The sequence below is a fragment of the Paraburkholderia phenazinium genome, from assembly GCF_900141745.1.
Lineage (GTDB): Bacteria > Pseudomonadota > Gammaproteobacteria > Burkholderiales > Burkholderiaceae > Paraburkholderia > Paraburkholderia phenazinium_B.
The window spans coordinates 1,447,581-1,473,717 of the sequence record NZ_FSRM01000002.1; the positions used below are offsets into that span (position 1 = coordinate 1,447,581).

A 26,137-nucleotide genomic window follows, 5' to 3' on the forward strand; every position below is an offset into this window, starting at 1 on the left:
CGCTATTGCCTCTGTAGGGATAGCGGCGCCGGTCTGCTAAACGGGATTGATTTCATCCTGGCTACGCCGCGTGGTGCGAGGCCCCAGCGTACGTATGGTGATCGCTACGGTCAGCAACGCCGCCGCGATGATGCCGAACATGGCCCCTGCGCCTTGCTGGTTCAATACCGGCAGCAGGATGAACGGCAAGACGCCGCTGACGAAGCGTGACAGCGAGTAGGTGCTGCCGATCGCAGTGGACCGCACACTGGCCGGAAATATCTCCGACTGATATACGTGGTACGCATTGCTGAATACATTCGATGCGCACGTTGTCAAAATGCCGAAGCACACGATCAACATTGAGTTGTTCGAATAGGCAAAACATAACCCGAAGACTGCTATCGAGAGGATAGACGCGACTACCAGCGTCCGGCGTTCGATCCAGTTGAGAAGCGGAATCGAAAGCAGAGACCCCACGGGATAGCCGAGGAACGACAGCGCGATAAACAACGTCCCACCTGTGATGTCGTAACCGCGGCTTTTCACCACGGTGCTGGCCAGAGTGCCGAAGCCGTAGTAGCCGAACCCTTGCAGCATATGGAAGATGGTCAGCATTACATAACGCTTTCCGTAAGGCGCCTGGCGCAGTAAAGCGATACGTTCGCTCAAGCGCATTGGGTGCTGGTGTGGTTTCGCTTCCGGGGTAATGCTCGATACGTTAACACCTGCGCTGCCGGCAAACCTTCGCAGCATGGCGTGCGCCTCTTGCACACGTCCCTGGGCCAGAAGCCAGCGTGGGCTTTCCGGAAGCTTGTGCTGAACGAACAGGACCAATACGGCACCGAGGCTCCCAATCGCGAGGATGATCCGCCAGCCCGCCACACCGCCAAGGTGCAGCGGATTGAGCCACACTGCAAGGAATCCCACTAACGGTACAGCCACATACGAAGTGGTGTAGGCCCATGCAGCCAGCCGGCCGCGGCGTTCTTTGGGCAGAATCTCGGAGAGGAAGCTATCTGCAACGGGATAGATCGCGCCCACGCCAATGCCGGTGAGCACGCGGCAGGCTACCAGCATTCCGGCGTTCACCGAGAATGCACCGGCCAGCGAAAAGAAGCTATACCAGACGAGGGTGAACAGAAACGCCTTGCGCCTGCCGATACGGTCGGCGATGCTGCCGAGGAGAAATGAGCCCACGAACATGCCAATGAAGGCTGAGGCGAGCAGGAACTTGAAGTCGGTGCTGTGCGGGTTGATTCCGTACTCGCTCTGAAGCGCTGTGCCGATCGAGCTGACGAGAAAGATCTCGTACATGTCGAAGAAGAGGCCAATGCCGATCACCCACACCACGAATCGATGCAGCGAGCCCACCGGCATGTTGTCCATCCAGCCGCCGACCGTGAAGGCGTCGGCGGACTGAGGGGCTGCACTTGCTGCTATGCCTGCTTCGGAGGATGGAAAGGCGGGTTGGGCGCCTGTAGCGGCGCCCATGCCCGGATTGTTGGCATTCATGGTGTCTCCTTGATTTGTAGGTTGTGGTGTCTTGCCGCCCACGGTTCTTATGCCGGGTGCGGAGCTGGGCATTACCAATCAGCTCAGGAGTTCTGAAATCTCGATCAGGTTGAGATCGGGATCTCGCACGTACACCGAGCGGATTTTTTGCATAGCGCCGGTTCGCTCAACCGGACCTTCGACGATCGGCCATTCCACCTTGTTCAGATGCCGGATAACGTCGTCAAGGGGAACGGTGGCGATGAAGCACAGGTCCAGCGCGCCAGGCACGGGCACGTGCGCCTTGGGTTCGAATTCGGCGCCACGGACGTGGAGATTGATTTTCTGGTTGCCGAACCGGAACGCCAGACGGCCTGCGCCGAAGGTTTCGAGTTCCATCTGCATGACCTGCGTGTAGAAATGCCGGGTCGCTTCGGGGTCGACACATGTCAGGACGAGATGATCGAGGTGATCGATCAATGGCATACCAAACTCCTTCTTAAGCAAGGGCGATAACGCTATGTTTCGCATCCTGCTGCATTTTCCGGAGCGCGATAATCGATGGATTCTCAAGCAGGCTTTCCTTCCAGGAAAGGCTCATCTGGAAGGAAGGGCGAGCGGTGGTGGCGCTTTAGACGGTGGTCTGCATGCCGATTCGGCCAATTGTCTGATGGGTCGTGCTGGAGGGGGCGGCCTTTCAGGCGATCAAGCGGGCTATGTGTAGGAGCTAGACATCCCGTTCGCGGAAGTGTTCAACCGCCAGGTCAATGAACGCCTTGACTTTGAGCGACTGGAACTTGCGTGTCGAGTAAACGATGCGAAACTCGCGGTCCGCCAGATGATACTCGGGCAACACGCGCTGTAGGCGTCCAGTGCGAATGTCGTCCTCGACCAGATACGCGGAGAGGGTGGCGATGCCCATCCCGGCTAATGCGCTTTCACGCACCATCCCGATGTTGTTGCACACAAAGCTGGCTTTGGGATGCGCGGCTATAGGCGTGCCGTCGACGGCATGGAAAACGACTTCTTCGTTGCTGTGTTCAGTACGGAATGCCAGGTATGCGTGATTGGCCAGATCCAATGGATGTTTAGGTGACCCATGCGCATCGATATAACTGGGCGCTGCGCAGACGTAAAAGTCGGTATGCGTAAGATGGCGCGAGATCTGGCTCATGCCATGGATCCGGCGTGCTGGCAGAATCCCGAGATCGAACTCCTCCTCGATCAGATCGACCGTGCGATCGGCGAGAACGAATTCGACGACGACGTTAGGATAGGCGCGCTGGTAAGCGGCGAGTACCGGCGCCAGTTTCCGCTGGGCAAAGAGGGCCGGCGCAACGACACGGATTCGCCCAGAAGTGCTCACCGCATTGGCCGAAAGCATCAGATAGGTCTCTTCGATCTCGCCGAGAATCTGCCGGCAACGCTCCAGATAGATGCGTCCAGGTTCGGTCAGCGACATCTTGCGCGTAGTTCGTTGCAGCAAGCGGGTGCCGAGGTGGTCTTCAAGTTCGGAAATGATCCTGCTTGTTCTCGGCACCGCGATATCGAGCGCCTCTGAGGCACGCGCGAAGCTGTTGAATTCCGCAACTTTGACGAAGACCCGCATCGAATTCAGTGCGTCCACCTTGCATTCTCCCGGTCGCTGTTAAGAGCAGGCGTGGCAGCGCTTTGCCCTGGATACAGAAGAGACTTTAGCGGGGAGCGATTCAGTTGTTAGGTCAAGTACTTTCGAAATTCGGACATCCGGCACGCGGGATCGTTGGCGAATCTGAGCCGCGCTGACCGGCATCGTGGCTTCGTGGTCAACGATATTAGAAGTTAATCTTCCAAGTTTACCTTGCAAGCTTGACTGTTTTTGTCCATGCTGTGTCTCATTGTTCCATCCAGACGTTCCTGAGACATATGTCTAAAAAGCCTTTCGATCAAGCCATCATCGACTTTATGCAAGCCATCGGGATGCTGGTGCGGCGGACCCGCAGCGAATCCTATAGCGACGAGCTTTCGTTCACGGAATCGATGGTCGTATCACGTCTCGCGAAAGACGGTCCCGCCACCACGGCCGATCTTGCGCGTGCCGAGGGTATGAAACCCCAGTCAATGGGCACGACGGTGGCGTCGCTCGAAGAAATGGGCATGATCAAACGCAAGCCGCATGCGACCGACGGACGCCAGGTATTGATCGAACTGACCCAGAAGGCTGTCCAGTTGCGCAAGAAAACGGGGGACGCCAAGCGCATGTGGCTGTCGCAGGCGATTGACGCACTCGATGATGAAGAACGCGAAACGCTCTTCAAGGCCGGCGAAATCATCAAACGGCTGGCGGAAAAATGAGCAGCTCCACCCGAAGCGCGAACACATCGGATCGCATCGATCCAATGGTCTGGCGGGTCGCGGTTGTCGTATTGATCGCGCCAATCATGACGCAAGTCGATTCGACTGTCGTAAACGTAGCGTTGTCGACCATCGGTCAGTCGCTCCACGCGTCGATTGCGTCGGCGCAGTGGATCATCAGCGGCTATCTGCTCGCGATGGCGCTGATGCTGCCACTTAACGGCTGGCTGGTCGACCGCGTCGGCGCAAAGCGCATTTACCTTGCGTGCTTTGCCGCATTCACACTTGCCTCGCTTCTCTGCGGCGCGGCACGCACCATGGACGAATTGATCTGTGCCCGGATCGCTCAAGGACTGGCGGGAGGTGTGCTGACGCCGATGACGCAAATGATGATTGCGCGCGTCGCCGGAAAGAACATGGCGCGTGCAATGGGCTATGTCACCGTGCCTATCCTGGTCGCGCCGGTTGTCGGCCCGGTGCTGGCCGGGGCGATTCTCGCGCACGCCACGTGGCCCTGGCTGTTTTACCTCAACTTGCCGCTTGGCGTGTTGGGCGTCATCCTGGCGGTTCGACTGCTTCCGCGCGATACGCTGGCAGAGCACAAGCGGCCGTTTGATTTTCCTGGCTTCCTGTTGATCTCGCCAGGTCTCGTAGGCGTCATCTATGGCCTGCAGAACACGTCTATAACGCTCGGAAAATGCACGTTAGTGGTGGGTGCGCTGTTTCTCTGCGGCTTTTTCTTTCACTCTATACGTCGCGGCAGCGCGTCGCTGATCGACGTGAGGATTTTCCGCAACCGGATTTTTTCGGTTGCCGCAGCCACGCAATTCTGCGCGAATGGGATCATGTTTGGACGGCAGCTTCTCATTCCGCTCTACCTCATAACCGGTTGCGCGTTGTCCCCCGCTCAAGCCGGCTGGCTGATCTCAGCAATCGGGGTTGGGATGATGTGTTCGTTCCCACTAGTAGGATTCCTGACGGACCGGTACGGTTGCCGCGTGGTCTCTGCCGGAGGCGCAGGCCTCGCCTTTCTTGGCATGCTGCCGTTCCTATGGATGATCGAGCATCAGTTCTCGCCTGTATGGGCAGCACTCAGCCTGTTCGCGGCGGGAGCGGGGCAGGGAACGATCAATATACCGTCAATCACCGCAGCCTATTCGTCGATTCCGAAAGACAGGATTCCGCTGGCGAATACAGCGTTAAACATCGCGCAAAGGCTCGGCGCCCCGATTGCGACCACCCTGCTGGCCATGGTCATGTCGCTTACGACGCATGCCACAACGAACGCCGAACCGCAGCGGTTTTTTGTCGTGTTTATCGTACTCACCGGTTTTCATTTGATGACCGTGGGCGCGGCAAGCTTCCTGCCCTTAAGGATTCATCGCCCCGCGGAATCTTGAGGCGCACGCGACGAACGGTTCCGTTCATCACTCCCCGATGAGGTGCGCGACGATGTCGCGTGTCTGGGGAAGGCGTCGATGTTCGAACAGGTAGATGCCTTGCCACGTGCCCAAGGTCATGCGTCCATGTTCGACCGGTATGGAAAGCTGCACCTGGGTGAGGGCCGTGCGCAGATGCGCGGGCATGTCGTCGGGTCCTTCGGTGTCGTGTTCGTAGCGGGTGAGGTCTTCGGGCGCGAGTGTGCCGAAGTAGGTTTCCAGATCGCGTCGCACGGATGGATCGGCATTCTCCTGAACGAGGAGAGACGCGGAGGTGTGACGGCAAAACAGCGTCAGGATGCCGGTCTGGACGGACGCTTCATGAACAAACTCACGCACGTCCGCGGTGAATTCAACAAGCCCGCGCGCGGGCGCTCTGACGTGCAAATGGCGAATGGCTTGGTGCATCGAATCGACTCCTGCCTGGCCGGTTTTCGAAGTGTGAAGACGTAGGCGCTGGGGCGCATCGTGCGAGGAGACGACGGCACCCGCTGCTGCGATGAGTATGCCACGCAGCTTACAGGGCCGGACATGACACCACGTTCAGCGGGGCGAGCACGGTGCCGGGCTGCCCCGCGCCGGCGGGTTGTCCTTGCGGCGGTGTCGAGATCAGACGGGTGCTGTTTGCCGCGGCATTCGCGAGCACATAGAGTTCATGGCCGCCGTCGGGCTGCCAATAGGCTCGATACACGCTCCCGTCGACGAATACCTGTAACGCGCCGTGCACCGTCTTGCCACCGCCGACGAAATCAACAGGTTCGCCACTGCGTAGCCGGAAGCCACCATCCGGCTGGTTCGCCCCGCTGGCTCCTACCAGCCTGCCGCATGCGTCGCCCCCATCTGCCGCCCACGCGGCGGTTGAGAGCAGCAAAACGGCCAACGGGGCAATCGTCTTCAGTTTCATGGCGTCAACTCTCTAGTGAGCCCTGCGAAGGGCATTGGGTCGAAAGGCAGCAGCAAGATTCATGACTGCACTTTGCAGCGTCTGATGAATACGCGGCGTGCGAAACGCTTTCGTCTAACGTTTATTGCCTGCTCGCAATCGTTTGCGTGTTGCTCGCAAACCCTTAAAGCGCAGAAAAGCTGCGCAACACGCCCTGATTGCGCTGAATTTTGTGCGCAGTGCGCCGATAACCAGCTATGAGGCGGGAGCGTTCGATCGGTGTCATGGGCGACATCAACGCGCTGTGCCCGGTAATCGAACCCGGAGAATCAGTAATGGCATCAGAATTGCGCGCGACCGATGAACGTACAAGCTTGACCAGCTCGAACAAGTTCGAATTGCTGCTGTTTCGCCTTGGATCGGTTCCCGATAGCGATGCCCACGAGCTATACGGTATCAACGTCTTCAAGATCCGCGAAATTTCGACCATGCCGAACGTGACGCCGATTATGGGCGCGTCGGAGTTTGTGATGGGCGCGGTGGATATTCGCGGGCAAATCATTCCGGTGATCGATCTGCCGCGACTGATGGGCTGTCAGCCGACGCGCGGCCTGAACATCCTGCTGGTTACCGAGTTTGCGCGCTCTACGCAGGCTTTTGCGGTCGAGGAAGTGGACGACATCGTCCGGCTCGAATGGAACCAGGTGCTGACGGCCGAGGGCGCCGCTGCCGGCAAGTCGGTGACGAGCATTGCGCGTATTGACGGCAACACGGGCGATTCGCGGCTCGCTCAGGTTATCGACGTCGAGCAGGTCTTGCGCGACGTTTTCCCGACCCAACACCCGGCGGTCGATCCCAATTCGGTCGGCGCACACTTGCGCATGCCGCCCGGAGCCAAGATTCTCGCGGCGGATGATTCGGGCTTTGCACGCAAGCTGATCGAACAGGCTTTAGGTGCGATCGGCGCGGAGTACATCATGGCCAAAACCGGTGAAGAAGCCTGGAACATGCTGCAGCAGATCGCGCGCGACGCCCAGGCTCAGAATCTGCGCGCACGCGACAAGGTCGCCCTCGTCCTGACCGACCTCGAAATGCCCGAAATGGATGGCTTTACGCTGACCCGGCATATCAAGGGCGATGCGCGTACTCGCGACATTCCGGTTGTGATTCATTCGTCGCTGACCGGAGCCGCCAACGAAGCGCACGTGAAGAATGCGGGTGCGAACGGATATATCGCCAAGTTCGCGGCCGGTGAACTGGCGCAAGCAATCCGCAAGGCGATCGAGGGGTCGCTGGACGAGCTTCAGGTGCAGACGGCCTGAGCAGCACGGCGGACCATCACGCGCTTTCGTGGCATCATCTGTGGCACCTCCACTCCACTGCAGGAGCGCATGCCATGGCAACGTATATCGTTTTCACCCGCGAAAGCACGCAGGATCAGGCCGAACTCGACATCTATCAGAGCAAGGTGGGCGCAACCTTCAAGGGGCATCCCATCAAAATCCTTGCTGCCTATGGTCCGCAGCAGGTGCTCGAGGGTGACGCGCCTGAGGGTGTCGTGATTGTCGAGTTTCCCACCACGGAAGCGGCACGCGCCTGGTACGACGGTCCTGAGTATCAGGAAGTCAGGCAGCACCGCTTCAAAGGCTCGAAATATCGCGCCGTTCTCGTCGAAGGCGTTTGAGGCGACCGGCGCCGCTCTGGCGGCGCCGAATCAGTTTGCCAAGCTAGTTCGACAAATGCAGGTTCTTCGTTAGCACCGTACCCGTGTGCGGGCTGATCAGCCAGACGGCGCGAATATTGGCGTACAGAACCGAGGTTCGGGTCGTGATGTCGGTCGGCTCGTCATCGGTTGGATCGCTGTGTTCGCGCTTATCGCTCAGGTAGGGCGGCGTCAGGTCACACATCAGCGCAATGGCGAAGTCGCCGTCGACACTGGCGAAGGTCGCTTGCGGGACCGTGAGGTGCGCGCGCACCTTGGTCTTGCTGGATGCGTCGAGCTTGAGTTCAACGAGATCGATCTGTTGGACAAATCCTTTCGCTTTGGCTTCCGGGGCTACCACCAGACCGCGTCCGCTTTGCCCGGCGACTATTTTCTTAAGCACTATCATGCCCGGCGCGTCGTCGCTTGCCAGATCAGTCTTGACGGTCAGGGAATGGTTTTGCGAACGATAGAGCACGCCGTACGGCAGCGGTACGACGAAAACCAGATCGTGATCGAGACCGACCTTGGCCAGGTCGAGATTGGGCGGCGGCTTGCGGGCAGGAATCAGTTCGCGTAGACGCTCGGTCAAGGTGGGCCAGTTCGCATGGACGCGCCCTGTCGCCAGCGTATCTCTAACCGCACCGGGGTCGTCGCCGACAACAGGCCGCGCCGCGAAAATATCCGCGCGCGGCGAGACTTGCGCCTGGCTCGCAGCCTTGACATCGGAGGCGGCCTGCAAGGATGCGGCATGCGCAAGCGCCTCGAAGCAGAGCAGGGCGCAAGCAGCGTTGAAGCGAATCAGTCGGGATTTCAGGTTGGACACGACGAAGCCCTCCGGGACGACCGCAGTCTAGCGTAACGGTGACCGGAATGGGCGACGTCTGCGCCTCGTGAGCTTGCTGATTTACTTCACTGCCCCCAAAGCGAGTCCTTTGACCAGATAGCGCTGCAGCCAGGCAAACACCACGGAAACCGGCAAGGTTGCGCACAGCGTCGCGGCCATGACCAGATGCCATTCGACGACGTATTTCCCCGCCACCATATCGGTGACCTGCACGGTGAGCGTCTTGTTTTCGGGCGAACGGATCAGCGTATAAACCACCGCAAACTCATTCCACGCGTTGATAAACGTAAAGATGGCGGTGACGACAATAGCTGGTACGGCCAACGGCAGGAACACCTTGAATACCGCCTTGGCTCTGCCGCAGCCTTCGAGCCACGCCGACTCTTCGAGGTCGCGCGGCACGGTCTGAAAGTATGACGACAGCATCCATACCGCGAACGCAATGTTGAACGCCGCGTACGAGACGATGACCGCCAGCTTCGAGTCCACCAGATTGCCGTCGCCGTAGGGAATCATGGCGGCGAGGCGGAACAGGCCGACCACCAGCAGGATGGGCGAGAGCATCTGCGTGACGAGCAGGAACTGCCGGTACAAGCCGCGTCCCTTGAACGGAAAGCGCGCGAGGGCATAGGCCGCGGGCAGGCTGACCGCCAGCGCGAGCGCCATGGAAAGCAGGCTGATCACCACGCTATTGCGCAACGCCACGCCGAAGTTGGCGGCCTCCCACATATCCGCGAAGTTGCTCCATTGCCAGTGCACCGGCAACCAGCGCGCCGGATAGACGAACACCTCGTTGGCCGGCTTGAGCGCGGTAAACAGCATGATCGCAAACGGGAACAGCACCAGGACGATCAGCGGAGAGAGCGCGAGCCAGCACCACAGCGTGCGTTTCATCTTGAGGCTCATGCGTTCTCTCCTTCTTTTGACGGCTGCATGCGCAGATACAGCATCGAAAACGCGAACAGCATGACCAGCATGATCAGCGACACCGCTGCCGCCTGACCCGGACGTCCAAGCCGGAAGCCGACTTCGTATAGGTAAGTGACGAGGATGTGCGTGCTTTCATCGGGGCCGCCTTGCGTCATGACCCAGATGATCGGAAACGAATTGAACACGTAGATCACATTCAGCAGGATCGCCATGTTGACGAACGGTTTGAGCAGCGGCAGCGTCAGCTTGCGGAACTGCTGCCATGCGCTCGCTCCGTCGATACGCGCCGCTTCGTAGATATCGCCCGGTACGGATGACAAACCGCCCAGCAGGATGGTCACCGTGAACGGAATCGATACGAGAATCCCCACGGCGATCTCGACCGGAAACGCGAGCTCGGGTGTAGCGAGCCAGTGAATTGGCCCGTCGATGAGGCCGAGCCGGTGCAGCGTGACGTTGACCATGCCGTAGTCGTCATTGAAGGCCCAACGCCACACGACGGCGGTCATCGTCAGCGACACGGACCACGGCAGCATCACAATGGTGCGTGCTACGCCGCGTCCGTAGAAATCCTGATTAAGCACGAGCGCCACCGGCACGGAGATCAGCACGGTGCCGCCCACCACAAAGAAGGTCCAGTAGACGGTTCGCCTTAGCGCACCGAGAAATTCCGGATCGGCAAAGACGGTATAGAAATTCTTCAGCCCGGTGAAGTCACGGATGGCGCCAAAACGCGAAACATCGTGCAGCGACTGATACACGATGTTGAAAATCGGATAGCTGATGATAAACAGCGCCAATATCAAACTAGGCGCGATCAGCAACCAGGGCGCCGACAGGCGCGGGGAAGCAGGACGGCTCATGCGTGCTCGATCGTAAGTCGCGCCGGACGCTCGATTCAGCCTCGAGGCCGGTGCAACGGGATGGGCCGGGTACAACACAATGCGCGCCGCTGACAGCAGCGGCGCGCACCGGTCTACATTGACACGTTGTTAAATTACCCTGGCATTACTTGCCAAGCGATTCATTTGCCTTTTCGGCTGCCGCGTTAAGCGCAGCGGCCGGCTGGGCCTTGCCAAGGTAGATCGACTGCATGGCGTCGGATACAGCCTTGGCGGTATCTTCCCAACCCGTGATGGTCGGAGCGAACTTCGCGCTCGGCAGCAGCGCGATGAACGCCTTCGTATCAGGATTGTCGAACGCCGGGTCGGTCGCTTCGGCCTTGGTGGTCGGCAGGAAACCTTCCGTGCTCGTGAATTTCACACGCGGTTCCTTCGTGAACAGATAGTCGAGGAACTTCCAGGCGCTCTTCTTCACCTTCGAGTTCTTGAACATCACGATCGAATCCGTCACTGCATACGTGGCGTGCGTCGTGCCCATCGGGATCGGATCGATGCCGTACTTCAGGTTCGGCGCTTCCTTGGCGATCTGCTTGGAGAGGAACGGTGCCGAGATCACCATGGCGACGCGGCCCTGCTTGAACAGGTTCTGCACGTCTTCACGGCTATAGCCCGTCACGCCCGGTTCAGTCAGGCCGTCGTCGATCAGCGTCTTGTACAGCGTCGCGGCCTTCACGCCAGCCGGCGAGTTGAACGCAGCTTTGCCGTCCTTGCCCACCACTTCGCCGCCGTAGCTCCACAGCGCGTAGTAAAAGTAGACATCCGTTTCGATTTCCTTGCCTTGCAGACCGAAGCCGGCAATGCCTTGCGCCTTCAGCTTCTTCGACGCATCGATCACGTCATTCCAGGTCTTCGGGCCGTTCGGATAACCGACCTTGGCCAGCAGATCCTTGTTGTAGTAGAGCGCGCGGGCCGAGGCGGCGATCGGCAGGCCGTACACCTTGCCGTTGATCTCGCCCGGAGCGAGGAACGGGCCGATGAAGCGGTTCTTGAAGCTCGCATCCATGTAGCCGTCGAGCGGCTCAGCCACATCGTCCTTCACGAAGTCGAGCAGCCAGCGTGTGCCGACGATCGCGAGATCGGCGTTGGCGCCACCCGTGATGTCCGTTTGCAGTTTCTGTTGCAGCGTGTCCCAGCTCACGTCCTCGATCTTGATGGTCGTGCCGGGATTGGCCTTTTCGAAGTCCGAGGCAACTTGCTGGAAGTACGGTGCGGTGGCGTCGCTGTAATGGGCGACGGTCACGCGGACCGTGTCGGCGTGTGCCGCGACGGCCAAACCTGCACACGCGAGCGCTACGGCAATCTTGCCTAGCGCGAAGGAAGCACGGGCTTGCAACGACATTTCTCTCTCCTGTGTCGATCGGAGTTAACGCTTTAGCGCTTACTCCGGTCCCATCCAACGAAGATGGGGGGTGGTCTGCTGCCGTCGCCGGCTGCTGGGTTATCAAATTGTTTGAAAAAATCCTACAGGAGTTAAAAAATGTTGTCACGTAGGGTCTACGATATTTTTTATCTGGGCCGTTTATGCTTAAGATGCTGTAAAGAAGGCGTATTTTGTGCGGTGCGAAGACGGGCGTAGAATCCGCCGAGGCACTCAGAATAAGCGGTTTGAGTGGTTTGTGTTGGAAATTTACAGGGTGCGAAGGGTTTTTGGCGCCGGTCAACCGAGGGTGAGGGAAGACATGAATCGAGTGGTTTTGGTCACCGGCGCCGCTGGCGGGATCGGTAGCGCGCTGTGCCGGCGTTTTGTCGAGCAGGGCGATGCCGTGCTCGCGCTCGACCTCAACCCGGCCGCGCTCGATGCGCTTGCCGCCACGCTGGGCGCAGACCGAATCACACCGGTCGTGGCCGATCTGGCGGACCCCGCGTCTGTGCAGGCGGCGGTCGCGCAGGCGGTCAAGCTGCGCGGGCCGGTCGACGTGCTGGTGGCCAACGCGGGCGGCGCAAAATCGCCAACGCTGGCTGCCACCGACATCGCCAGCTGGCAACGCGACGTGAACCTCAACCTGAATGGCACGTATTACACGGTGGAAGCCGTGCGCGCCTCGATGATCGAGCGCCAGCAGGGCGTGCTGGTGCTGATCGGCTCGGTCAACGGGCTGGCGTCGCTTGGTCACCCGGCCTACAGCGCCGCGAAAGCCGGCTTGATCAGCTATACGAAGGCGCTGGCGCTGGAATTGGGCAAATACGGCATCCGCGCGAACATCGTCTGCCCGGGCACCGTGAAAACAAAGGCGTGGCAGGCGCGCGTCGACAAGAATCCACAGGTCTTCGAGAACCTGAAGAAATACTATCCGTTGCGCGACTTCGCAACGCCGGACGACATCGCCGACGCGGTGCAGTTTCTCGCCTCGCCGATGGCGCGCGTGATTACCGGTGTGGCTTTGCCGGTCGACGGCGGCCTGATGGCAGGTAACCGGCTGATGGCCGAGGATTTGACGCTCGAGACGTTTTGAACCAGATGAACGTGGTGCGCGCACCTTGCGGTTGCACCGGACGACGATGAGGACAGCATGGCAGCAGTGCAACTGAGCGGCATTTTCAAGCGTTACGGCGACACGCAGGTGGTGCACGGCATCGATCTGAATATCGACGACGGCGAATTCGTCGTGCTGGTCGGGCCGTCGGGTTGCGGCAAGAGCACGCTGATGCGCATGGTGGCCGGACTCGAAGAGATCAGCGGCGGTGACCTGATGATCGGCGGCACACGCGCCAACAGTCTCGCGCCGCAGCAGCGCAATATCTCGATGGTGTTCCAAAGCTATGCGTTGTATCCGCATCTTTCGGTCTACGAAAATATCGCCTTCGGCCCACGCATCCGTAAGGAAGCGTCCAGCAGTTTCAAGCCGCGCATCGAAGCCGCGGCGAAGATGCTCAACCTTGGCAGCTATCTGGACCGTTTGCCGCGCGCGCTCTCCGGCGGGCAGCGCCAGCGTGTGGCGATGGGCCGCGCCGTGGTGCGCGAACCGTCTTTGTTTCTGTTCGATGAACCGCTGTCGAATCTCGACGCCAAGCTGCGTGTACAGATGCGCACCGAGATCAAGGCACTGCACCAGCGGCTTAAGAACACGGTCATCTACGTCACGCACGATCAGATCGAAGCGATGACGATGGCCGACCGGATTGTCGTGATGAACGCGGGACGCATCGAACAGATCGGCCGGCCGCTGGATCTGTACGACCGGCCGGCGAACCTGTTCGTGGCCAGCTTTCTTGGCTCGCCCTCGATGAATTTCGTCGACGGCGTGCTGACGAGCGGCGCAAGCGGTCTCGCGCTGAAACTGGCGGACGGCAGTGAGGTGGCCTTGTCGCAGACTCCGTCCTCCGCCAAAACCGGCGCGAAGGTTACGCTTGGCATTCGACCCGAGCACATTGATGTCGTGGCGCCGCCGGAAGGCGTCTCCATGGAGGTCGAAGTGGTCGAGCCAACTGGCGCCGAGACCCACTTGTACGGGAAAATAGGCGGCAGCACGTGGTGCGTGACGACGCGCCAGCGCTCGACCATCGAGCCTGGTCAGCGCGTGGCGCTACGCTTGCCGGCTGGACACATTCACCTGTTCGATACGGAGAGTGGACGCAGGCTCGACTGAAATCGCGTGTGGCCGCCGTTTTGAGTTGTACGAAGCGCGGATTCCAGACCTTGAACCCATAAGGAAACACACGGGTGTCCGCTCCCAACCTGATTCCCCACATTCGCGGTGCGTTGACCGAGTTACGGCCAGCCGAGCGCAAGGTCGCCGACATGGTGCTGAGCGACGTCGACTTCGCCATGCGCGCGAGCATTACCGAGCTCGCCCAGCGCGCGGACGTGTCCGAGCCTTCGGTCACGCGCTTTTGCCGCGCGGTCGGCGCGAATGGCCTGCGCGACTTCAAGATGCAACTGGCGCAGAGCGTGGCGGGCGGTTTGCCGTATGCGTCCACAGCCGTCGCACGGGATGACGACATCAAGACCTTGCTCGACAAGGTCGGCGAAGCGGCGGTCGACGGCATCACGCACGCGCGCGAGGCGCTCGATCCGGTGGTAGTCGAAGCGGCGATTGCGAGCCTGGCCAGCGCGCGTCGCGTGTATTTCTTCGGCGTAGGATCAGGCTCGGGACTGGTGGCCCAGGATGCGGCACTGCGCTTCCTGCGACTCGACATCGCCGCCAGCGCTTTCGTCGACGGTCATCTGCAACGCCTTTATGCGGGGCTTCTCGAACCCGGGGACGTGGCCTTCGCAATTTCGCACTCGGGGCGCAGCATCGAGGTGAACGAAAGCATTCAGATCGCCAAGGAGCGCGGCGCCACGACCATCGCGCTGACCAATGTCGGCTCGCGGCTTGCGTGGCTCGTCGACATTCCACTGCTGCTGCGCGTGCCGAGCGCGATCGATCCACACACGCCGGGCGTATCGCGGCTCGTGCATCTGTGCATCATGGATGCGCTGGCTATCGGCGTGGCCCTCAAGCTTGGGCCCAAGACCCTCGAAAAGATGCGCCATGCCAAGGCACGCCTGTCGAATGAGCCCGAACCTGCAGCGGGTGAATCGTCCTAGCGGCGTTCGCCGCTTTCTTTCCCGCTTTCTTTCCCATTACCCTCAAGAATCGCCAGGCGCTGCCGTTAATGCGTACGGAGCGCTTTTGGATTGAATCTTTTAGCGATTCGAGCGGATAGGTGTAAGCTGGCATCCGAAAAAATCCGCATTTAATCAATTGCTCTCAATGCGACGGGGACGGCAAAATCCGAAGGCGGAGTCGTTTTCGACGGAATTGAAGGCGGTATCCTGGTCACCTTCACATGGAGACGCTGTGATTCGACGCGGCCTCGGGGGTCTGCTGCTCGCATTGAGTTGCCTTGGCAGCGCAATGGCGGCTGGTCCGACCTGTTCCCGTTCGTTTACGCTGGCGTTGCACGATCACGGTCTGCTCTATTCGGTTGACACCGACACGGGCATCGACAAGGACTTCGCCGACGAGCTGATCCGTCGCAGCGGTTGCCAGATCAGAGTCAGCCTGATGTCGCGCGCGCGCATCTGGAAGCTGATCGAATCTGGCGCGCTCGATTTCAGCCTGTCCGGGATTGCCAATGACGAGCGTAATCAGTACGCGGATTTCGCCTGGTACTTCAGCGACAAATACTATTTGCTGGTGCGCAAGGATGCCGGCATTCGCCAGTTAAGCGATTTCGAGCACAACGACCAGTTTCAGCTCGGCGTTATCCGCAGCTTCCGCTATAGCGAATCGGCCAACCGGCTGGTTGACGATCTGACGGCGGAAAACCGCGTTAGCCAGGCCGGCGGCCTGGACCCGCTGTATAAGGCGCTGCTTCTGGGGCAAATCCAGGGGATGATTATCGAGCCCTTCGATTACCCCGCTATCGATGAAACGAAAATTCGCGATGTGACCACTATCGTGGAGTTCAACGATCCCGCCGTACCGCACGGCGTGATCATGTCGAAGAGGTCGCTGTCGCCGGCCGAGCGGGAGAAATGGCGGGCGCTGGTAAATGAAATGCGTGCGGACGGCACCGTACGGCGGATCTTCCAGAAGTATTTCAAACCTGACCTCGCCGATTCGATGGTCGACTTCCAGACGCCGCCGTGAGCTGGACGCGCCTTATCCTGCTGCCACTCCTGGTCTTGTCCACTTCACTCAGTGTGACGTGGGCACTTTGGGACCATGAGCGGCAAGCTGCGCGCCATGAACTGCTTACTCAGTTCGACTTCTCGCTGGGCGACGCTGTCAGCCGGATCGAACAGCGAATGGGCACGTATGAGCTGTTGCTGCGCGGCGTGCAGAGTCTGTTCAGCGCGACCGGCACGGTGGACCGCGAGCGCTTCCACGATTACGTCAGCACGCTTGATCTCGACGCCAACTTCTCGGGCATTCAGGCCATTGGCATCGTCACGTGGGTGCCGGCGGCGCAAAAGGCCGACCACATCGCCGCCATGCGCCAACAGGGCCTGCCCGACTATACGATCCAGCCTGACGGTTCGCGCGAAAACTACGCGCCTATCATCCAGCGTGAGCCTTATATTGGCCTCAATCGCGCGCCGCCTGGCTTCGATGGCTGGACCGACCCGGCGCGGCGCCGCGCCATGGAGCGGGCGCGCGATTCCGGCATGGCGGCGATCTCAGGGAAGGTTCGCCTCTCGGTGGATTCCGAGGCCACGCCTCGCCCCGGATTCGTCCTGTACCTGCCGATCTACGCACCCGGGCAGTCGCAGGACAGCGTTGCCCAGCGCCGCGCTCACCTGATCGGCTGGGTCTATGCTTCGTTCCGCATGCGCGATGTGATCGCCAGTTTGTACGGCGAGCAGCCTCCCGGGCTGACCATCGCGATCTACGATGGCATCGAGCCTTCGGCCGCGACGCTGGTGTATAAGACAGCCGATGCGGGCGGCCATCATTTGCCCACGGATATTTCGGCCAACGAATATCTCGTCGTCGACGGTCACGACTGGACGCTTTCGATGAGCGCCCAGGACGATTTCAATGCCCGCTTCGGCCGCAACACAGCCCTGCTGATTGCCGCTATCGGGACGGGCCTTAGCCTGATGCTGACCGTCCTCACCTGGCTCATCATGACCGGCCGCGGTCGCGCGATGCGGCTCGCCTCGGCGATGACGAAAGAACTGCGTGACAACGAGGCCGAGCTTCGCATCGCCGCGGTTGCGTTCGACTCGCAGGAGCCGATGATGATCACCGACGCCGACGCCAAAATTCTGCGCGTGAACTCGGCGTTCACCGCGTGCACGGGCTACACACCCGAGGAAATTGTGGGCCAGACGCCGCGCGTATTTCAGTCGGGTCGTCACGACGAAGCGTTCTTCCGCGCGATGTGGGAAGCGATTCAGTGTGACGGCGCATGGCAAGGGGAAGTCTGGGACCGTCGCAAGAATGGCGAAATCTACCCGAAGTGGCTGACGATCTCCTCGGTGAGAGGCGACGATGGGGCTATCAGTCACTATGTCGGCACGCATCACGACATTACCGAGCGCAAGATCGCGGAAGAGCGAATCAAGGAACTGGCGTTCTTCGACGCGCTGACCCGCTTGCCTAACCGGACCTTGCTGCTGGACCGCCTGAAGCAGGCGATTACCGCGAGCGCGCGGAGTGACACGTGCGGCGCCTTGCTCTTTATCGATCTGGATCACTTCAAGACGCTAAACGACACCCTGGGCCACGACAAAGGCGACTTGCTGCTGCAGCAAGTCGCGCAACGCCTGGCCGCGAGCGTACTTGAGAACGACACAGTGGCCCGCGTAGGGGGCGACGAGTTCGTGGTGGTGGTGGGGAGCCTGCACGAGAATCGGGAGGAAGCCGCCACCCAGACCGAAACGCTGGGCGAAAAAATTCTCGCTGTCCTCGGTAGTCCGTATCAACTTGGAGACATTGAATATCGCAGTACCGCGAGCATCGGCGCCACCGTGTTCAAGGGACATCAGACGTGCATCGACGAACTGCTGAAGCAGGCAGACCTCGCAATGTACAAGTCCAAGGAAAAGGGTCGCAATGCGGTGTGTTTCTTCGATCCGGACATGCAGACCGTCGTGTTGGAGCGGGCCGCGCTGGAAGCCGGGTTGCGCAATGCGATCGAGGCCAATCAGTTCCTGCTGCACTACCAGGCTCAGGTCGACGGCACACGCGTAACGGGTGCGGAAGCGCTGGTGCGCTGGCAGCATCCCACGCGCGGTATCGTCCCGCCTGCCGAGTTCATTCCGTTGGCGGAGGAAACCGGTCTGATCCTTGCCCTCGGAAGCTGGGTCATGGAGGCGGCCTGCATGCAACTGGCGCAATGGGCCACGCGTGCGGACATGGAACATCTCACGATTGCAGTGAACGTCAGTGTCCAGCAGTTCCGCGAACCTGATTTCGTGGACAAGGTTTTGACCATCATTGCCCGCACCCGCGCGAGGCCAGACAGGTTGAAGCTTGAGTTGACCGAGAGCGTGCTGGTCGACAACGCGCAGGACATTATCCAGAAGATGGCGGCGCTCAAGGCGAAAGGCGTGGAGTTCTCGCTCGACGACTTTGGCATTGGCTATTCATCGTTGTCCTATTTGAAGCGTCTGCCATTGGATCAGTTGAAGATCGACCGCTCATTCGTGCGCGATGTGCTGGTCGATCCGAACGACGCCGTGATTGCCCGCGCCATCATCGCGCTTGCACAGAGCCTCGGCCTCGGGGTGATTGCCGAAGGCGTGGAGACCGAGGCGCAGCGTGACTTCCTCGCCGGAGCAGGATGTCACGCGTATCAGGGGTACTACTTCTGCCGGCCGCTTCCGATCGAAAGCTTCGAAGAGTTTTTGAGCACGCTCGAAGCCCGGCAATGTGTGGCCGAGTAGGCTACTGACGCGTTCGTGCGTTGACAGCCCCATTCACGAACGTAGGAGACGACGGAGGAGATAGAAACGGTCCGCGCCCGGATTCCGGGTGCGGACCGTTTTTACTGCGTAACCGCGCATCGTTATTTTATGTCGCGGCTTTTTTATAGGCTCTCAGGTTCCAACGGATACAGCCGTACTGCAGGAAAAAATGTACTCCCGGCTGTATTTTCTAAGCAAGCAAAAATTTCTGGGTCAAACCCTGGTGATGGGTAATAAATACCTGACTGCGCGCGAGATCGGGTGTGCGTAGATTCTTCCAGGTTGAGCAGGCGGGGATATGGCAACGCCATGGGCGATCAGGCGCAGGAACGAAGCCTGATAATTCTGGAAACCAGGCAATCCTGAAGATGCCGTATGGATCGACTTTCAGATGGCGTATGAAGATCGGGGCGCAGCCTGCAGGCTGCGCCCCGATTGTCGGGAGCTGTGTGGGTCAACGCCGGCCCACCGATCCTGCCGGTGGGTGGTGCGTACACCGTGTGCCGTATCGTTAGCTGCGCGCCCGTTCGATCGCAGTTGTAGCCAGCTCTCGCGCAAGATCTCCATACAGCTCGGCCCACTTGCCAAGCAGGCTGGGATCGTCGGTCAGGAACAGCGGATGTTCGGCCCAAACGGTGACGCTTGCACCCTCCCAGGCAACCTCGAATATGCGCAGGTCCTCATCCTCGCTAACGCCGCCGTCTATCAGGTCACGAAATGAGGCAAGGCCGTGGAGAGAGACATCGTGGGGAGCAATGCAATGGATTGCGGCCAGCGCGGCAATGGCTTCCTTTTGCGCGGCGATGCGGCTGTCGGCCATCAGGAACACGATGCTTTCGTCACGCCCGTGCCCGGATATCACGCGATACAGCGAGGTTTTGCAACGATGGCTGAGCTGGGTGCCCATGGTGGCCTCCGCTTTCGCGCGCAAATCGTCAATGCGCTGGATCGCAGGCCTAACTTTGATTGGCGCCCCTGAGCGCCGTTTCCGGTTGCGACTGCGGTAGCGATCGCTACACCGGTGCACGTAAAAGCCACACGCAAGCAGGCTGACTAACGCGAGAATCGCGACGCCTACGAGTACTGCCAGATCTGTGCGCACCATTTCAGGCTCCATTCAGTCCGGCGCGTGCGTGGCCTGACATCTCCCGCACGTCTCCTGTCGTTCGTTAGAACACGATTATTCTAGTCAGCAATCTATCCCCCTTTGGGACGCTTTTCTACCCAGGGTTGGACCGGGTTCGGGTTACCACGAACCTTTCGGGTTCGGAGAGGACATGCCAGCCTCGAGGCGAGCAATGGCGGCTGCGGATATCGCCTGGCGGGCAATCGCCATGTTGCGCCGCCGCACGTTTGCGCGATAGACGGGGTCGCCCGCCAGGAACGTCTCGCCGCTCAGCGAACAAACGCCTTTGCGGCGGGCGACGCGCAAAGTCCAGGTCTGGTCGCCATATCTGCCTGATGTCGCGTCTGCGAGAGCCACCACGATGGAGGTCGGAGATATGCGCTCGAGGATCTCGATCCGTGTGGAGTTTCGTACGGAATCCTGACGTCGCCGGTCCGCCGCCGCCAAGGCCCAACGGGCCTCGGCGGCCCTGACGACCGCAAGCGGCGACACGGGTGCCAACAAGGCCAGCACTTGCTGCCACCGTTGATCGTCTGCACTGTCTTTCATGGTTCGTTCCGTATCGAATTCGCCTGGCAAACCTTATAAATTTTCCCGGATCATGGCGAAGACATCGGCGGATTGGCCTTGCAACATCGCTTTCGCTGAGTACAGGACCATCCCGTACGCGGAGCCCCAATCGATCTTCGGCGGCATCACGAGCGTCATCGTATCCACCTTGACGTTCAGAAGCGCGGGGCCCGGTTCCTTCAACCAGGTCACGACGGCATCTTCGAGCTCATCGGCCTTCGTCACCGTGCGCCCCCAGAATCCGATCGCTTCGGCAACCTTACCGAAGTCCGGGTTTTGCAACCCTGTGTAGAGCGGCAGCATGCCTTCGGACTTCTGTTCGATGTCGATAAACCCGAGCTTGCCGTTGTCGAACACGACCACCTTGATGGGCAGCTTCTCCTGCACGGCCGTCATGAGTTCACCGAACAGCATGGCAAGACCGCCGTCGCCGGACATCGAAATCACCTGACGTCCGGGCTGGCACTTTTGCAACCCCAGCGACATTGGCAGAGCAGCCGCCATCGTGCCGTGTAGCAGACTCGAAAACACGCGGCGTTTTCCGTTCGTTTCGATGTGCCGATACAACCAGACGGTGGGTGTGCCATCGTCGGCGCAGAAGATCGCATCGCTCGCCGCATGCCGGTTGATCAGCTCGGTCAGATAGATGGGAGGGATCGTCCCACGGTCCGACGGGACCGCCTTGGACCGGTGGCTCTCCAGCGCATCGGCATGCCGTGCGACGAGCCTGTCGCGGAACTCGGTGGACGTGCGCGGTTTCAGGCGTGGCAACAACGCTTCCATGGTGGACCTGATATCGCCAACCAGCCCTAGCGTGACCGGATGCCGGCGGCCGAGGTGATCGGGTGCGATGTCGATCTGAACGATTTTGGCCTTCTCCGGGTAGAACTGCCGCCATGCGAAGTCCGCGCCCAACAACAGCAAGGTCTCGCATTCGGACACCGCCAGGTAACCCGCTTCGCTGCCGATAATGCCGGTCATGCCGACGTTGTACGGGTTGTCGTGTTCAAGCACGTCCTTGGCGCGCGACGTGTGTGCAATCGGCGCCTTCAGCCGCTCGGCCACCGCGAGAATTTCAGCGTGGGCGCCGCGGCATCCCGAGCCGCCGTAGATGGCAACTTTCTCGCCCGAGTTGAGAATGTCGGCGACACGGTCGAGGTCTGCGTCATTCGGCCGGACCATGGGCACATTCGTGTGGACCGAATACGGCACCGCGTCGCTCGCAGTGGCGTGGGAGATGTCAACCGGAACGATCAGCACGGCCACGCCACCTTTTGCAATGGCGGTTTGACACGCAATTACCGTTTTACGCCGGGCCTGCTCCGGCGTGATGATCATGTCGCAGAACACGCTGCACGATCCGTAGATCGCCTTGAAGTCGACCTCTTGCGGAAAGTTGAAGCCGATTTCCTCGCTGGCCACCTGGGTTGCAATCAGGATCACCGGCGCACGGTTGCGGTTCGCGTCCACCAGACCATTGATGAAGTGAAGACTGCCAGGCCCGCAACTTCCGGCAACGGCCGTCAGGTTGCCGGTCAACATGGCTTCGCCTTCGGCAGCGAATGCGCCCGCCTCTTCATGGCGCACATGGACCCACTCGATGTCGCTCTCGTTGATGTGGTGAGCGATAAGGTTCAGTGTGTCGCCCACGATCCCGTAGCAATGCTTTACGCCAGCCGCGGCGAGCGTTTCCACGATGATTTCGGCCACTTTTTTGGCCATACATGTTCTCCAGAGGATGCTTTGTTCGTGAACCGGTCTACCGCCTTTGTGAACTGCAGATGCGCAGTGGGCCAGTGTTCTTCTCGCTCACCGGACCGGTGGGATGGTCTCGGTATGTTGAGCGGAGTCCTCAGCATCGAATATCCCTCTGATGGGGGAGCGGGGCCGTGACAGGCCCGTCATGGCTGGCTTCCGAAGCAGGCGATCTGTAAAGTTGCTGTCCCGTATCGGGTACAGTGGCGCATTCCGCACGCCCGCCGGGCAACGCATCCGCACCCCGCGATGAAACGCATCCCTCTCTGTCCGTTGTTGCATGACGGCCCGTCCGATGTTCAGGTGTGGCGAGTCGATATCGACTTCGCCGCGACGCTCGCTGACGAAGCGTTCAGCGTGCTTTCCGGCGACGAGCGCGCGCACGCGCGCGTGTTTCGGCGCAGCGAAGATGCGCTTCGCTTCGCGACGGTGCGCGCGGCTTTGCGAGAGCAACTCGCGAGTACGCTCGCCACCGCGCCGCACGCGCTGTGGCTTGTGCGCGACGCCATGGGCCGTCCGTCGCTGGCTGAAACCACGTCATTGGATTTCAACGTGTCGCACTCGGGCGCGCATGGACTGATCGCACTATCCATGCGACGCCGGGTAGGCGTGGACATTGAGCAGCGCAGCGCCCATCTCGACTGGCGCTCGCTTGCCTCGCTAACGCTGGCGGGCAGCGAAGTGGCCTGGCTCGACGAGGCGTCTGCGGACCAACGTCTCGAGCACTTTTACGACGCCTGGGTCGCGAAGGAGGCCTTGCTCAAGACAACAGGCGTCGGCGTGGTGCGTGGGTTGCAACGTCTGACGGTCCTGCCGCGCGAGGGTACGCAGGTACGTTTGCGCGATCACGTGCCTGACGAGGCCCGGGATCTCGCGGCGACGTGGCTCGCTGCGCCTGCGGGTTATGCCACGTGCGTCGCATGGTCGACGCAGGAACGCCTCGTCCCTTTTGGTGGGTGATGGCACTTTTAAATGCTATTGAGAATTATTCGCATTTAAGTTAGATTACAGCCTCTCAATGGATTAACGGAGGCTGGAGCGATGGCGGATGGACTAGCGGGACCCGCACAGGTTTTGCACCGTGGCCGCACGCCGCGCGCGTCCCTACCGCAGACCGGCAAACGTCGCCGGGAACCGGGCCAGACCGCTAACGCTGCGGGCCGCTGCGGCGGTGCGTTGCTGGACGTGCTGATCGGACATCGCCCGTCGCTGGTGACGCTCGCTGCCTCGTTCGTCGGTTGCGGCAGCCGCGCCGAAGATGTGGTGCACGACGTGTTCGTCAAGCTCGTGGCTTTTCCAAACCAGGATGCAATTCGTCAACCAGTGGCATATGTCACGCGGATGGTGCGCAATGCCGCGATGGATGCGTGCGATCGTCAGATGCTCGAAAGCGCCTGGCAGGCTGACGCAGAGGACGGCCTCGATATCGCTTCGTCTGACCCGGGTCCCGAAGCGGCGCTAGCGACTCGCGATGCGCTGCGCCACGCGTTCGATGCGTTGGCCCAGTTGCCTGAGCGCACGCGTGCTGCCTTCGAGTTCGTGCGCCTGCGCGAAGAGACGTTGCAGGACACGGCTCGCGCGCTGAATGTGTCGCAAACGCTGGTTCACTTCATGGTTCGCGACGCGGCGAAGCATTGCGCCGATTGCGTCCGTCCCGGTACTGGTCAGAAAAACCCGGCTGGCCGCTGGCGGGGATAAGCGCGCCGATCCAGACCGATATTCATACATACGGGCTACCTGTTTACCCTGGAGGCAACTTGTCCGGCAGTGCTCGAGTTGCCGCCGCAACTGCGTTCAAACGCTCGCCGGTTCTGGCAAAGCGCATATTTCACCGAGATCGCGCACGCCGGTCATCAGCCGCGGCTTATCTCAAAAGCCATTTCCCACATATTGATATTTTGCGCTGGCCCGAATTAAGATGACTTCCCTCGATACGCGACGCGTGTCGATCCGGCGAGGAGTCGCATTTGCGGTAATCCGTTCAATGAGTCAGGTTTCGGGACGCGACGGCTGACCGTCAGAATCCCGTCAAGGCAGCCCCTAAAAGCTTGGGAGACAAAGATGCTGAGCCCTCATGAATTCGCAACGCTGATGCTGGTCAAGGACGCCACGGCGCAACTGGAGGTTGATCGGGCAGATCTCGACGTTCTGCTCGCGCGCCAACTCGTCAGTCTCGAACACGCGGGCTCCGGCGAGGCATTGCCGCGTTTGACCCGTGAGGGTTACTCGTTCCTGAAAGCGGCTGGCCGCATTCACTGATATCGACCCGGAGCGCGGGAAGCCGCGTCACCGTCTGTACGATCCCGAGGAGGCTTCCAGATAACGGTAATTTGAGCGGACGTGCTGGTATAGAACCTGAGAGAGCGGTAACTTAGTTTGTTATGCTTATTTAAAAATACGAGTCGCCTTAAGGAGCTTCAAGATGAATGAGTTGTTTCCGGAGCAGTTTGCCGCGGCTCAAAAGGCCAGCCTCGAAACGTTTTACGGTCTGGCAAACCTGTCCTTCGAGAGCTTCCAGAAGCTGACCGTGTTGAATCTGCAGGCGGCCAGATCGGCCCTTGCCGACACGCATAAACTGCTGTCCGCCGCTGACCCGCAGGCGTTTTTCGCGCAGCAGGCCAGTCCCGGCGGTGGGTTTGCCGAACGAATCCAGGCTTGGCAGTATCGCGTGTATGAGATTGCAGTGGGCACCCAGACGGGATTCGCAGCGATTGCAGCGGCGCAGTACGAAGCGCACAATCGCCGGGTGCAGGCGCTCTTCGAAGATATGTCGAAGCAGGCGCCGGCGGGTTCCGAAGCGGCTGTCGCTGCGCTGAAAAAGCTGATCGATTCGAGCGGCGCGTTTTACGACAGCGTCAACAAGTCGGCTCGGCAAGCTGTCAACATGGCCGAAGGCGGCTTCGAAGCGGTGCTGCCGCGCACATCGAACGCATCGGGCGCAACAACCGGGTGAGTGGCCGGGAAGGCTGAACACGCGGTGACCGGATCAGCATCCTCTCACGCGAGGCAGCCGCAATGACAAGCCAGATCGCATTGGTGACGGGTGGAATGGGTGGTATCGGTGAAGCCATCGCCGTCAAGCTGCATGACGCAGGTTATACGACGGTGGTGACGTACTCACCCGCTAACACCGGTGCGCAAGCCTGGCTAGCGCGGATGGAAGCGGCCGGGCGCCGCTTTCCGGCTTACGAAGTAGATGTTGCGGACTACGATGCATGTCAGCGAGGTGCCCAAAAGCTTCAAGCGGAAGTGGGCAATGTCGATGTTCTCGTCAATAACGCCGGCATCACGCGCGACGCCAGCTTCAAGAAGCTCGACAAGGTCAACTGGGACGCAGTTCTGCGCACCAACCTCGATTCGCTTTTCAACATGACGAAACCGGTTTGCGACGGCATGGTGGAGCGAGGTTGGGGGCGCATCGTCAATATCTCGTCCATTATCGGCTCCAAGGGTGGTTTCGGTCAGACGAACTATGCCGCCGCAAAAGCAGGCATGCATGGCTTTACCAAATCTCTGGCACTCGAAGTGGCGAAAAAGGGTGTCACGGTCAATACCGTGTCGCCTGGATTCATCGCCACCAGAATGGTCATGGCGGTGCCGCAAGAAGTGCTCGACACCAGGATCATTCCGCAGATCCCGGTGGGACGGCTTGGGCAGCCCGAGGAGGTGGCGGCGCTCGTACTCTATCTATGCTCGCGGGAGGCGGCCTTCGTCACCGGCGCCAACATCGCCATCAATGGTGGACAGCACCTGCAGTAGCGGGCTCGCCAATCTCCACCAGCACGCCTAAGCATCCGAACAGGCGTGCATCCCACACTTTGCACTTTCCCCC

General features: G+C 60.2%; 27 protein-coding genes. 15 read left to right on the forward strand and 12 right to left on the reverse strand.

Features of this window, described 5'->3' with window-relative positions; all coding sequences use genetic code 11:
* Nucleotides 1-36: 36 nt before the first annotated feature.
* Nucleotides 37-1,473 (reverse strand): MFS transporter, encoded by a 1,437-nt coding sequence (locus BUS06_RS26510; protein WP_438803568.1) that lies wholly within the window; start codon nucleotides 1,471-1,473, stop codon nucleotides 37-39.
* A 99-nt stretch (nucleotides 1,474-1,572) separates the two neighbouring features.
* Nucleotides 1,573-1,959 (reverse strand): VOC family protein, encoded by a 387-nt coding sequence (locus tag BUS06_RS26515; RefSeq protein ID WP_074267365.1) that lies wholly within the window; start codon nucleotides 1,957-1,959, stop codon nucleotides 1,573-1,575.
* 34 nt (nucleotides 1,960-1,993) lie between these two features.
* On the opposite strand from BUS06_RS26515, the gene BUS06_RS37550 reads away from it, so the two are divergent.
* On the forward strand, nucleotides 1,994-2,197 hold the full coding sequence (locus BUS06_RS37550) for a hypothetical protein (protein WP_143787656.1): 204 nt from the start codon (nucleotides 1,994-1,996) through the stop codon (nucleotides 2,195-2,197).
* A 3-nt stretch (nucleotides 2,198-2,200) separates the two neighbouring features.
* On the opposite strand, the gene BUS06_RS26520 is transcribed toward BUS06_RS37550, so the two are convergent.
* Nucleotides 2,201-3,100, reverse strand: coding sequence for a LysR family transcriptional regulator (locus BUS06_RS26520; protein WP_074267366.1), 900 nt, complete (start codon nucleotides 3,098-3,100; stop codon nucleotides 2,201-2,203).
* Nucleotides 3,101-3,378: 278 nt separating this feature from the next.
* Here BUS06_RS26520 and BUS06_RS26525 point away from each other — a divergent pair, with 278 nt between their 5' ends.
* Together BUS06_RS26525 and BUS06_RS26530 are read left to right on the forward strand one after the other, a co-directional pair.
* Nucleotides 3,379-3,807: a MarR family winged helix-turn-helix transcriptional regulator gene (locus BUS06_RS26525; protein ID WP_074267367.1), complete on the forward strand. Its 429-nt coding sequence runs from the start codon at nucleotides 3,379-3,381 to the stop codon at nucleotides 3,805-3,807.
* Nucleotides 3,804-5,207, forward strand: coding sequence for a DHA2 family efflux MFS transporter permease subunit (locus BUS06_RS26530; protein WP_074267368.1), 1,404 nt, complete (start codon nucleotides 3,804-3,806; stop codon nucleotides 5,205-5,207). Before BUS06_RS26525 ends, BUS06_RS26530 begins: the two co-directional genes overlap by 4 nt.
* Nucleotides 5,208-5,234: 27 nt before the next feature.
* On the opposite strand, the gene BUS06_RS26535 is transcribed toward BUS06_RS26530, so the two are convergent.
* Both BUS06_RS26535 and BUS06_RS26540 read right to left on the reverse strand, forming a co-directional pair.
* Nucleotides 5,235-5,654, reverse strand: coding sequence for a secondary thiamine-phosphate synthase enzyme YjbQ (locus BUS06_RS26535; protein WP_074267369.1), 420 nt, complete (start codon nucleotides 5,652-5,654; stop codon nucleotides 5,235-5,237).
* Nucleotides 5,655-5,763: 109 nt separating this feature from the next.
* Nucleotides 5,764-6,150 (reverse strand): hypothetical protein, encoded by a 387-nt coding sequence (locus BUS06_RS26540; RefSeq protein ID WP_074267370.1) that lies wholly within the window; start codon nucleotides 6,148-6,150, stop codon nucleotides 5,764-5,766.
* 314 nt (nucleotides 6,151-6,464) lie between these two features.
* Here BUS06_RS26540 and BUS06_RS26545 point away from each other — a divergent pair, with 314 nt between their 5' ends.
* Both BUS06_RS26545 and BUS06_RS26550 read left to right on the forward strand, forming a co-directional pair.
* The gene (locus tag BUS06_RS26545) at nucleotides 6,465-7,451 is read left to right on the forward strand and encodes a chemotaxis protein (protein ID WP_074267371.1); all 987 of its coding nucleotides are present in this window, start codon (nucleotides 6,465-6,467) and stop codon (nucleotides 7,449-7,451) included.
* 74 nt (nucleotides 7,452-7,525) lie between these two features.
* A complete protein-coding gene (locus BUS06_RS26550; protein ID WP_074267372.1) occupies nucleotides 7,526-7,813 on the forward strand; it encodes a DUF1330 domain-containing protein in 288 nt (95 codons plus the stop codon).
* Between the two features lie 43 nt (nucleotides 7,814-7,856).
* Here BUS06_RS26550 and BUS06_RS26555 read toward each other — a convergent pair whose 3' ends face one another.
* From BUS06_RS26555 to BUS06_RS26570, 4 genes are all read right to left on the reverse strand, one after another.
* Entirely contained in the window at nucleotides 7,857-8,657 is an 801-nt protein-coding gene (locus BUS06_RS26555) for a hypothetical protein (RefSeq protein WP_074267373.1), read from the reverse strand.
* 81 nt (nucleotides 8,658-8,738) lie between these two features.
* On the reverse strand, nucleotides 8,739-9,584 hold the full coding sequence (locus BUS06_RS26560) for a carbohydrate ABC transporter permease (protein WP_074267374.1): 846 nt from the start codon (nucleotides 9,582-9,584) through the stop codon (nucleotides 8,739-8,741).
* Complete coding sequence (locus tag BUS06_RS26565; protein ID WP_074267375.1) at nucleotides 9,581-10,471, reverse strand: carbohydrate ABC transporter permease; 891 nt, start codon at nucleotides 10,469-10,471, stop codon at nucleotides 9,581-9,583. The genes BUS06_RS26560 and BUS06_RS26565 overlap by 4 nt, the downstream gene beginning before the upstream one ends.
* Before the next feature lie 145 nt (nucleotides 10,472-10,616).
* The gene (locus tag BUS06_RS26570) at nucleotides 10,617-11,849 is read right to left on the reverse strand and encodes an ABC transporter substrate-binding protein (RefSeq protein ID WP_074267376.1); all 1,233 of its coding nucleotides are present in this window, start codon (nucleotides 11,847-11,849) and stop codon (nucleotides 10,617-10,619) included.
* A 340-nt stretch (nucleotides 11,850-12,189) separates the two neighbouring features.
* Between BUS06_RS26570 and BUS06_RS26575 the strand changes: the two genes are divergently transcribed.
* The 5 genes from BUS06_RS26575 to BUS06_RS26595 all read left to right on the forward strand — a co-directional run bounded on the left by BUS06_RS26575 (nucleotide 12,190) and on the right by BUS06_RS26595 (nucleotide 18,833).
* Entirely contained in the window at nucleotides 12,190-12,963 is a 774-nt protein-coding gene (locus tag BUS06_RS26575; protein ID WP_074267377.1) for an SDR family oxidoreductase, read from the forward strand.
* Nucleotides 12,964-13,020: 57 nt separating this feature from the next.
* Nucleotides 13,021-14,097, forward strand: a complete 1,077-nt coding sequence (locus BUS06_RS26580; protein ID WP_074267378.1) for an ABC transporter ATP-binding protein — start codon at nucleotides 13,021-13,023, stop codon at nucleotides 14,095-14,097.
* 74 nt (nucleotides 14,098-14,171) lie between these two features.
* Entirely contained in the window at nucleotides 14,172-15,041 is an 870-nt protein-coding gene (locus BUS06_RS26585; protein WP_074267379.1) for a MurR/RpiR family transcriptional regulator, read from the forward strand.
* 253 nt (nucleotides 15,042-15,294) lie between these two features.
* Nucleotides 15,295-16,089, forward strand: coding sequence for a substrate-binding periplasmic protein (locus tag BUS06_RS26590; RefSeq protein ID WP_074267380.1), 795 nt, complete (start codon nucleotides 15,295-15,297; stop codon nucleotides 16,087-16,089).
* On the forward strand, nucleotides 16,086-18,833 hold the full coding sequence (locus tag BUS06_RS26595) for a bifunctional diguanylate cyclase/phosphodiesterase (RefSeq protein ID WP_074267381.1): 2,748 nt from the start codon (nucleotides 16,086-16,088) through the stop codon (nucleotides 18,831-18,833). Before BUS06_RS26590 ends, BUS06_RS26595 begins: the two co-directional genes overlap by 4 nt.
* Before the next feature lie 532 nt (nucleotides 18,834-19,365).
* On the opposite strand, the gene BUS06_RS26600 is transcribed toward BUS06_RS26595, so the two are convergent.
* From BUS06_RS26600 to BUS06_RS26610, 3 genes are all read right to left on the reverse strand, one after another.
* Nucleotides 19,366-19,761 (reverse strand): hypothetical protein, encoded by a 396-nt coding sequence (locus tag BUS06_RS26600; protein ID WP_254368967.1) that lies wholly within the window; start codon nucleotides 19,759-19,761, stop codon nucleotides 19,366-19,368.
* Between the two features lie 339 nt (nucleotides 19,762-20,100).
* Complete coding sequence (locus BUS06_RS26605) at nucleotides 20,101-20,529, reverse strand: DUF3331 domain-containing protein (RefSeq protein ID WP_074267383.1); 429 nt, start codon at nucleotides 20,527-20,529, stop codon at nucleotides 20,101-20,103.
* 33 nt (nucleotides 20,530-20,562) lie between these two features.
* Nucleotides 20,563-22,272, reverse strand: a complete 1,710-nt coding sequence (locus tag BUS06_RS26610) for a thiamine pyrophosphate-dependent enzyme (RefSeq protein ID WP_074267384.1) — start codon at nucleotides 22,270-22,272, stop codon at nucleotides 20,563-20,565.
* Nucleotides 22,273-22,554: 282 nt separating this feature from the next.
* On the opposite strand from BUS06_RS26610, the gene BUS06_RS26615 reads away from it, so the two are divergent.
* The 5 genes from BUS06_RS26615 (at nucleotide 22,555) to phbB (ending at nucleotide 26,064) form a co-directional block, all read left to right on the forward strand.
* Nucleotides 22,555-23,265, forward strand: a complete 711-nt coding sequence (locus tag BUS06_RS26615; RefSeq protein WP_074267385.1) for a 4'-phosphopantetheinyl transferase family protein — start codon at nucleotides 22,555-22,557, stop codon at nucleotides 23,263-23,265.
* An 81-nt stretch (nucleotides 23,266-23,346) separates the two neighbouring features.
* Complete coding sequence (locus tag BUS06_RS26620) at nucleotides 23,347-24,003, forward strand: RNA polymerase factor sigma-70 (RefSeq protein WP_074267386.1); 657 nt, start codon at nucleotides 23,347-23,349, stop codon at nucleotides 24,001-24,003.
* 363 nt (nucleotides 24,004-24,366) lie between these two features.
* Nucleotides 24,367-24,564 carry a hypothetical protein gene (locus BUS06_RS26625; RefSeq protein ID WP_074267387.1) on the forward strand — a complete coding sequence of 66 codons (198 nt, stop codon included), beginning with the start codon at nucleotides 24,367-24,369 and terminating at the stop codon, nucleotides 24,562-24,564.
* 163 nt (nucleotides 24,565-24,727) lie between these two features.
* A complete protein-coding gene (gene phaP, locus BUS06_RS26630) occupies nucleotides 24,728-25,258 on the forward strand; it encodes a phasin family protein (RefSeq protein ID WP_074267388.1) in 531 nt (176 codons plus the stop codon).
* A gap of 62 nt (nucleotides 25,259-25,320) precedes the next feature.
* Nucleotides 25,321-26,064 carry an acetoacetyl-CoA reductase gene (gene phbB / locus BUS06_RS26635; protein WP_074267389.1) on the forward strand — a complete coding sequence of 248 codons (744 nt, stop codon included), beginning with the start codon at nucleotides 25,321-25,323 and terminating at the stop codon, nucleotides 26,062-26,064.
* The last annotated feature ends 73 nt before the right edge of the window (nucleotides 26,065-26,137 follow it).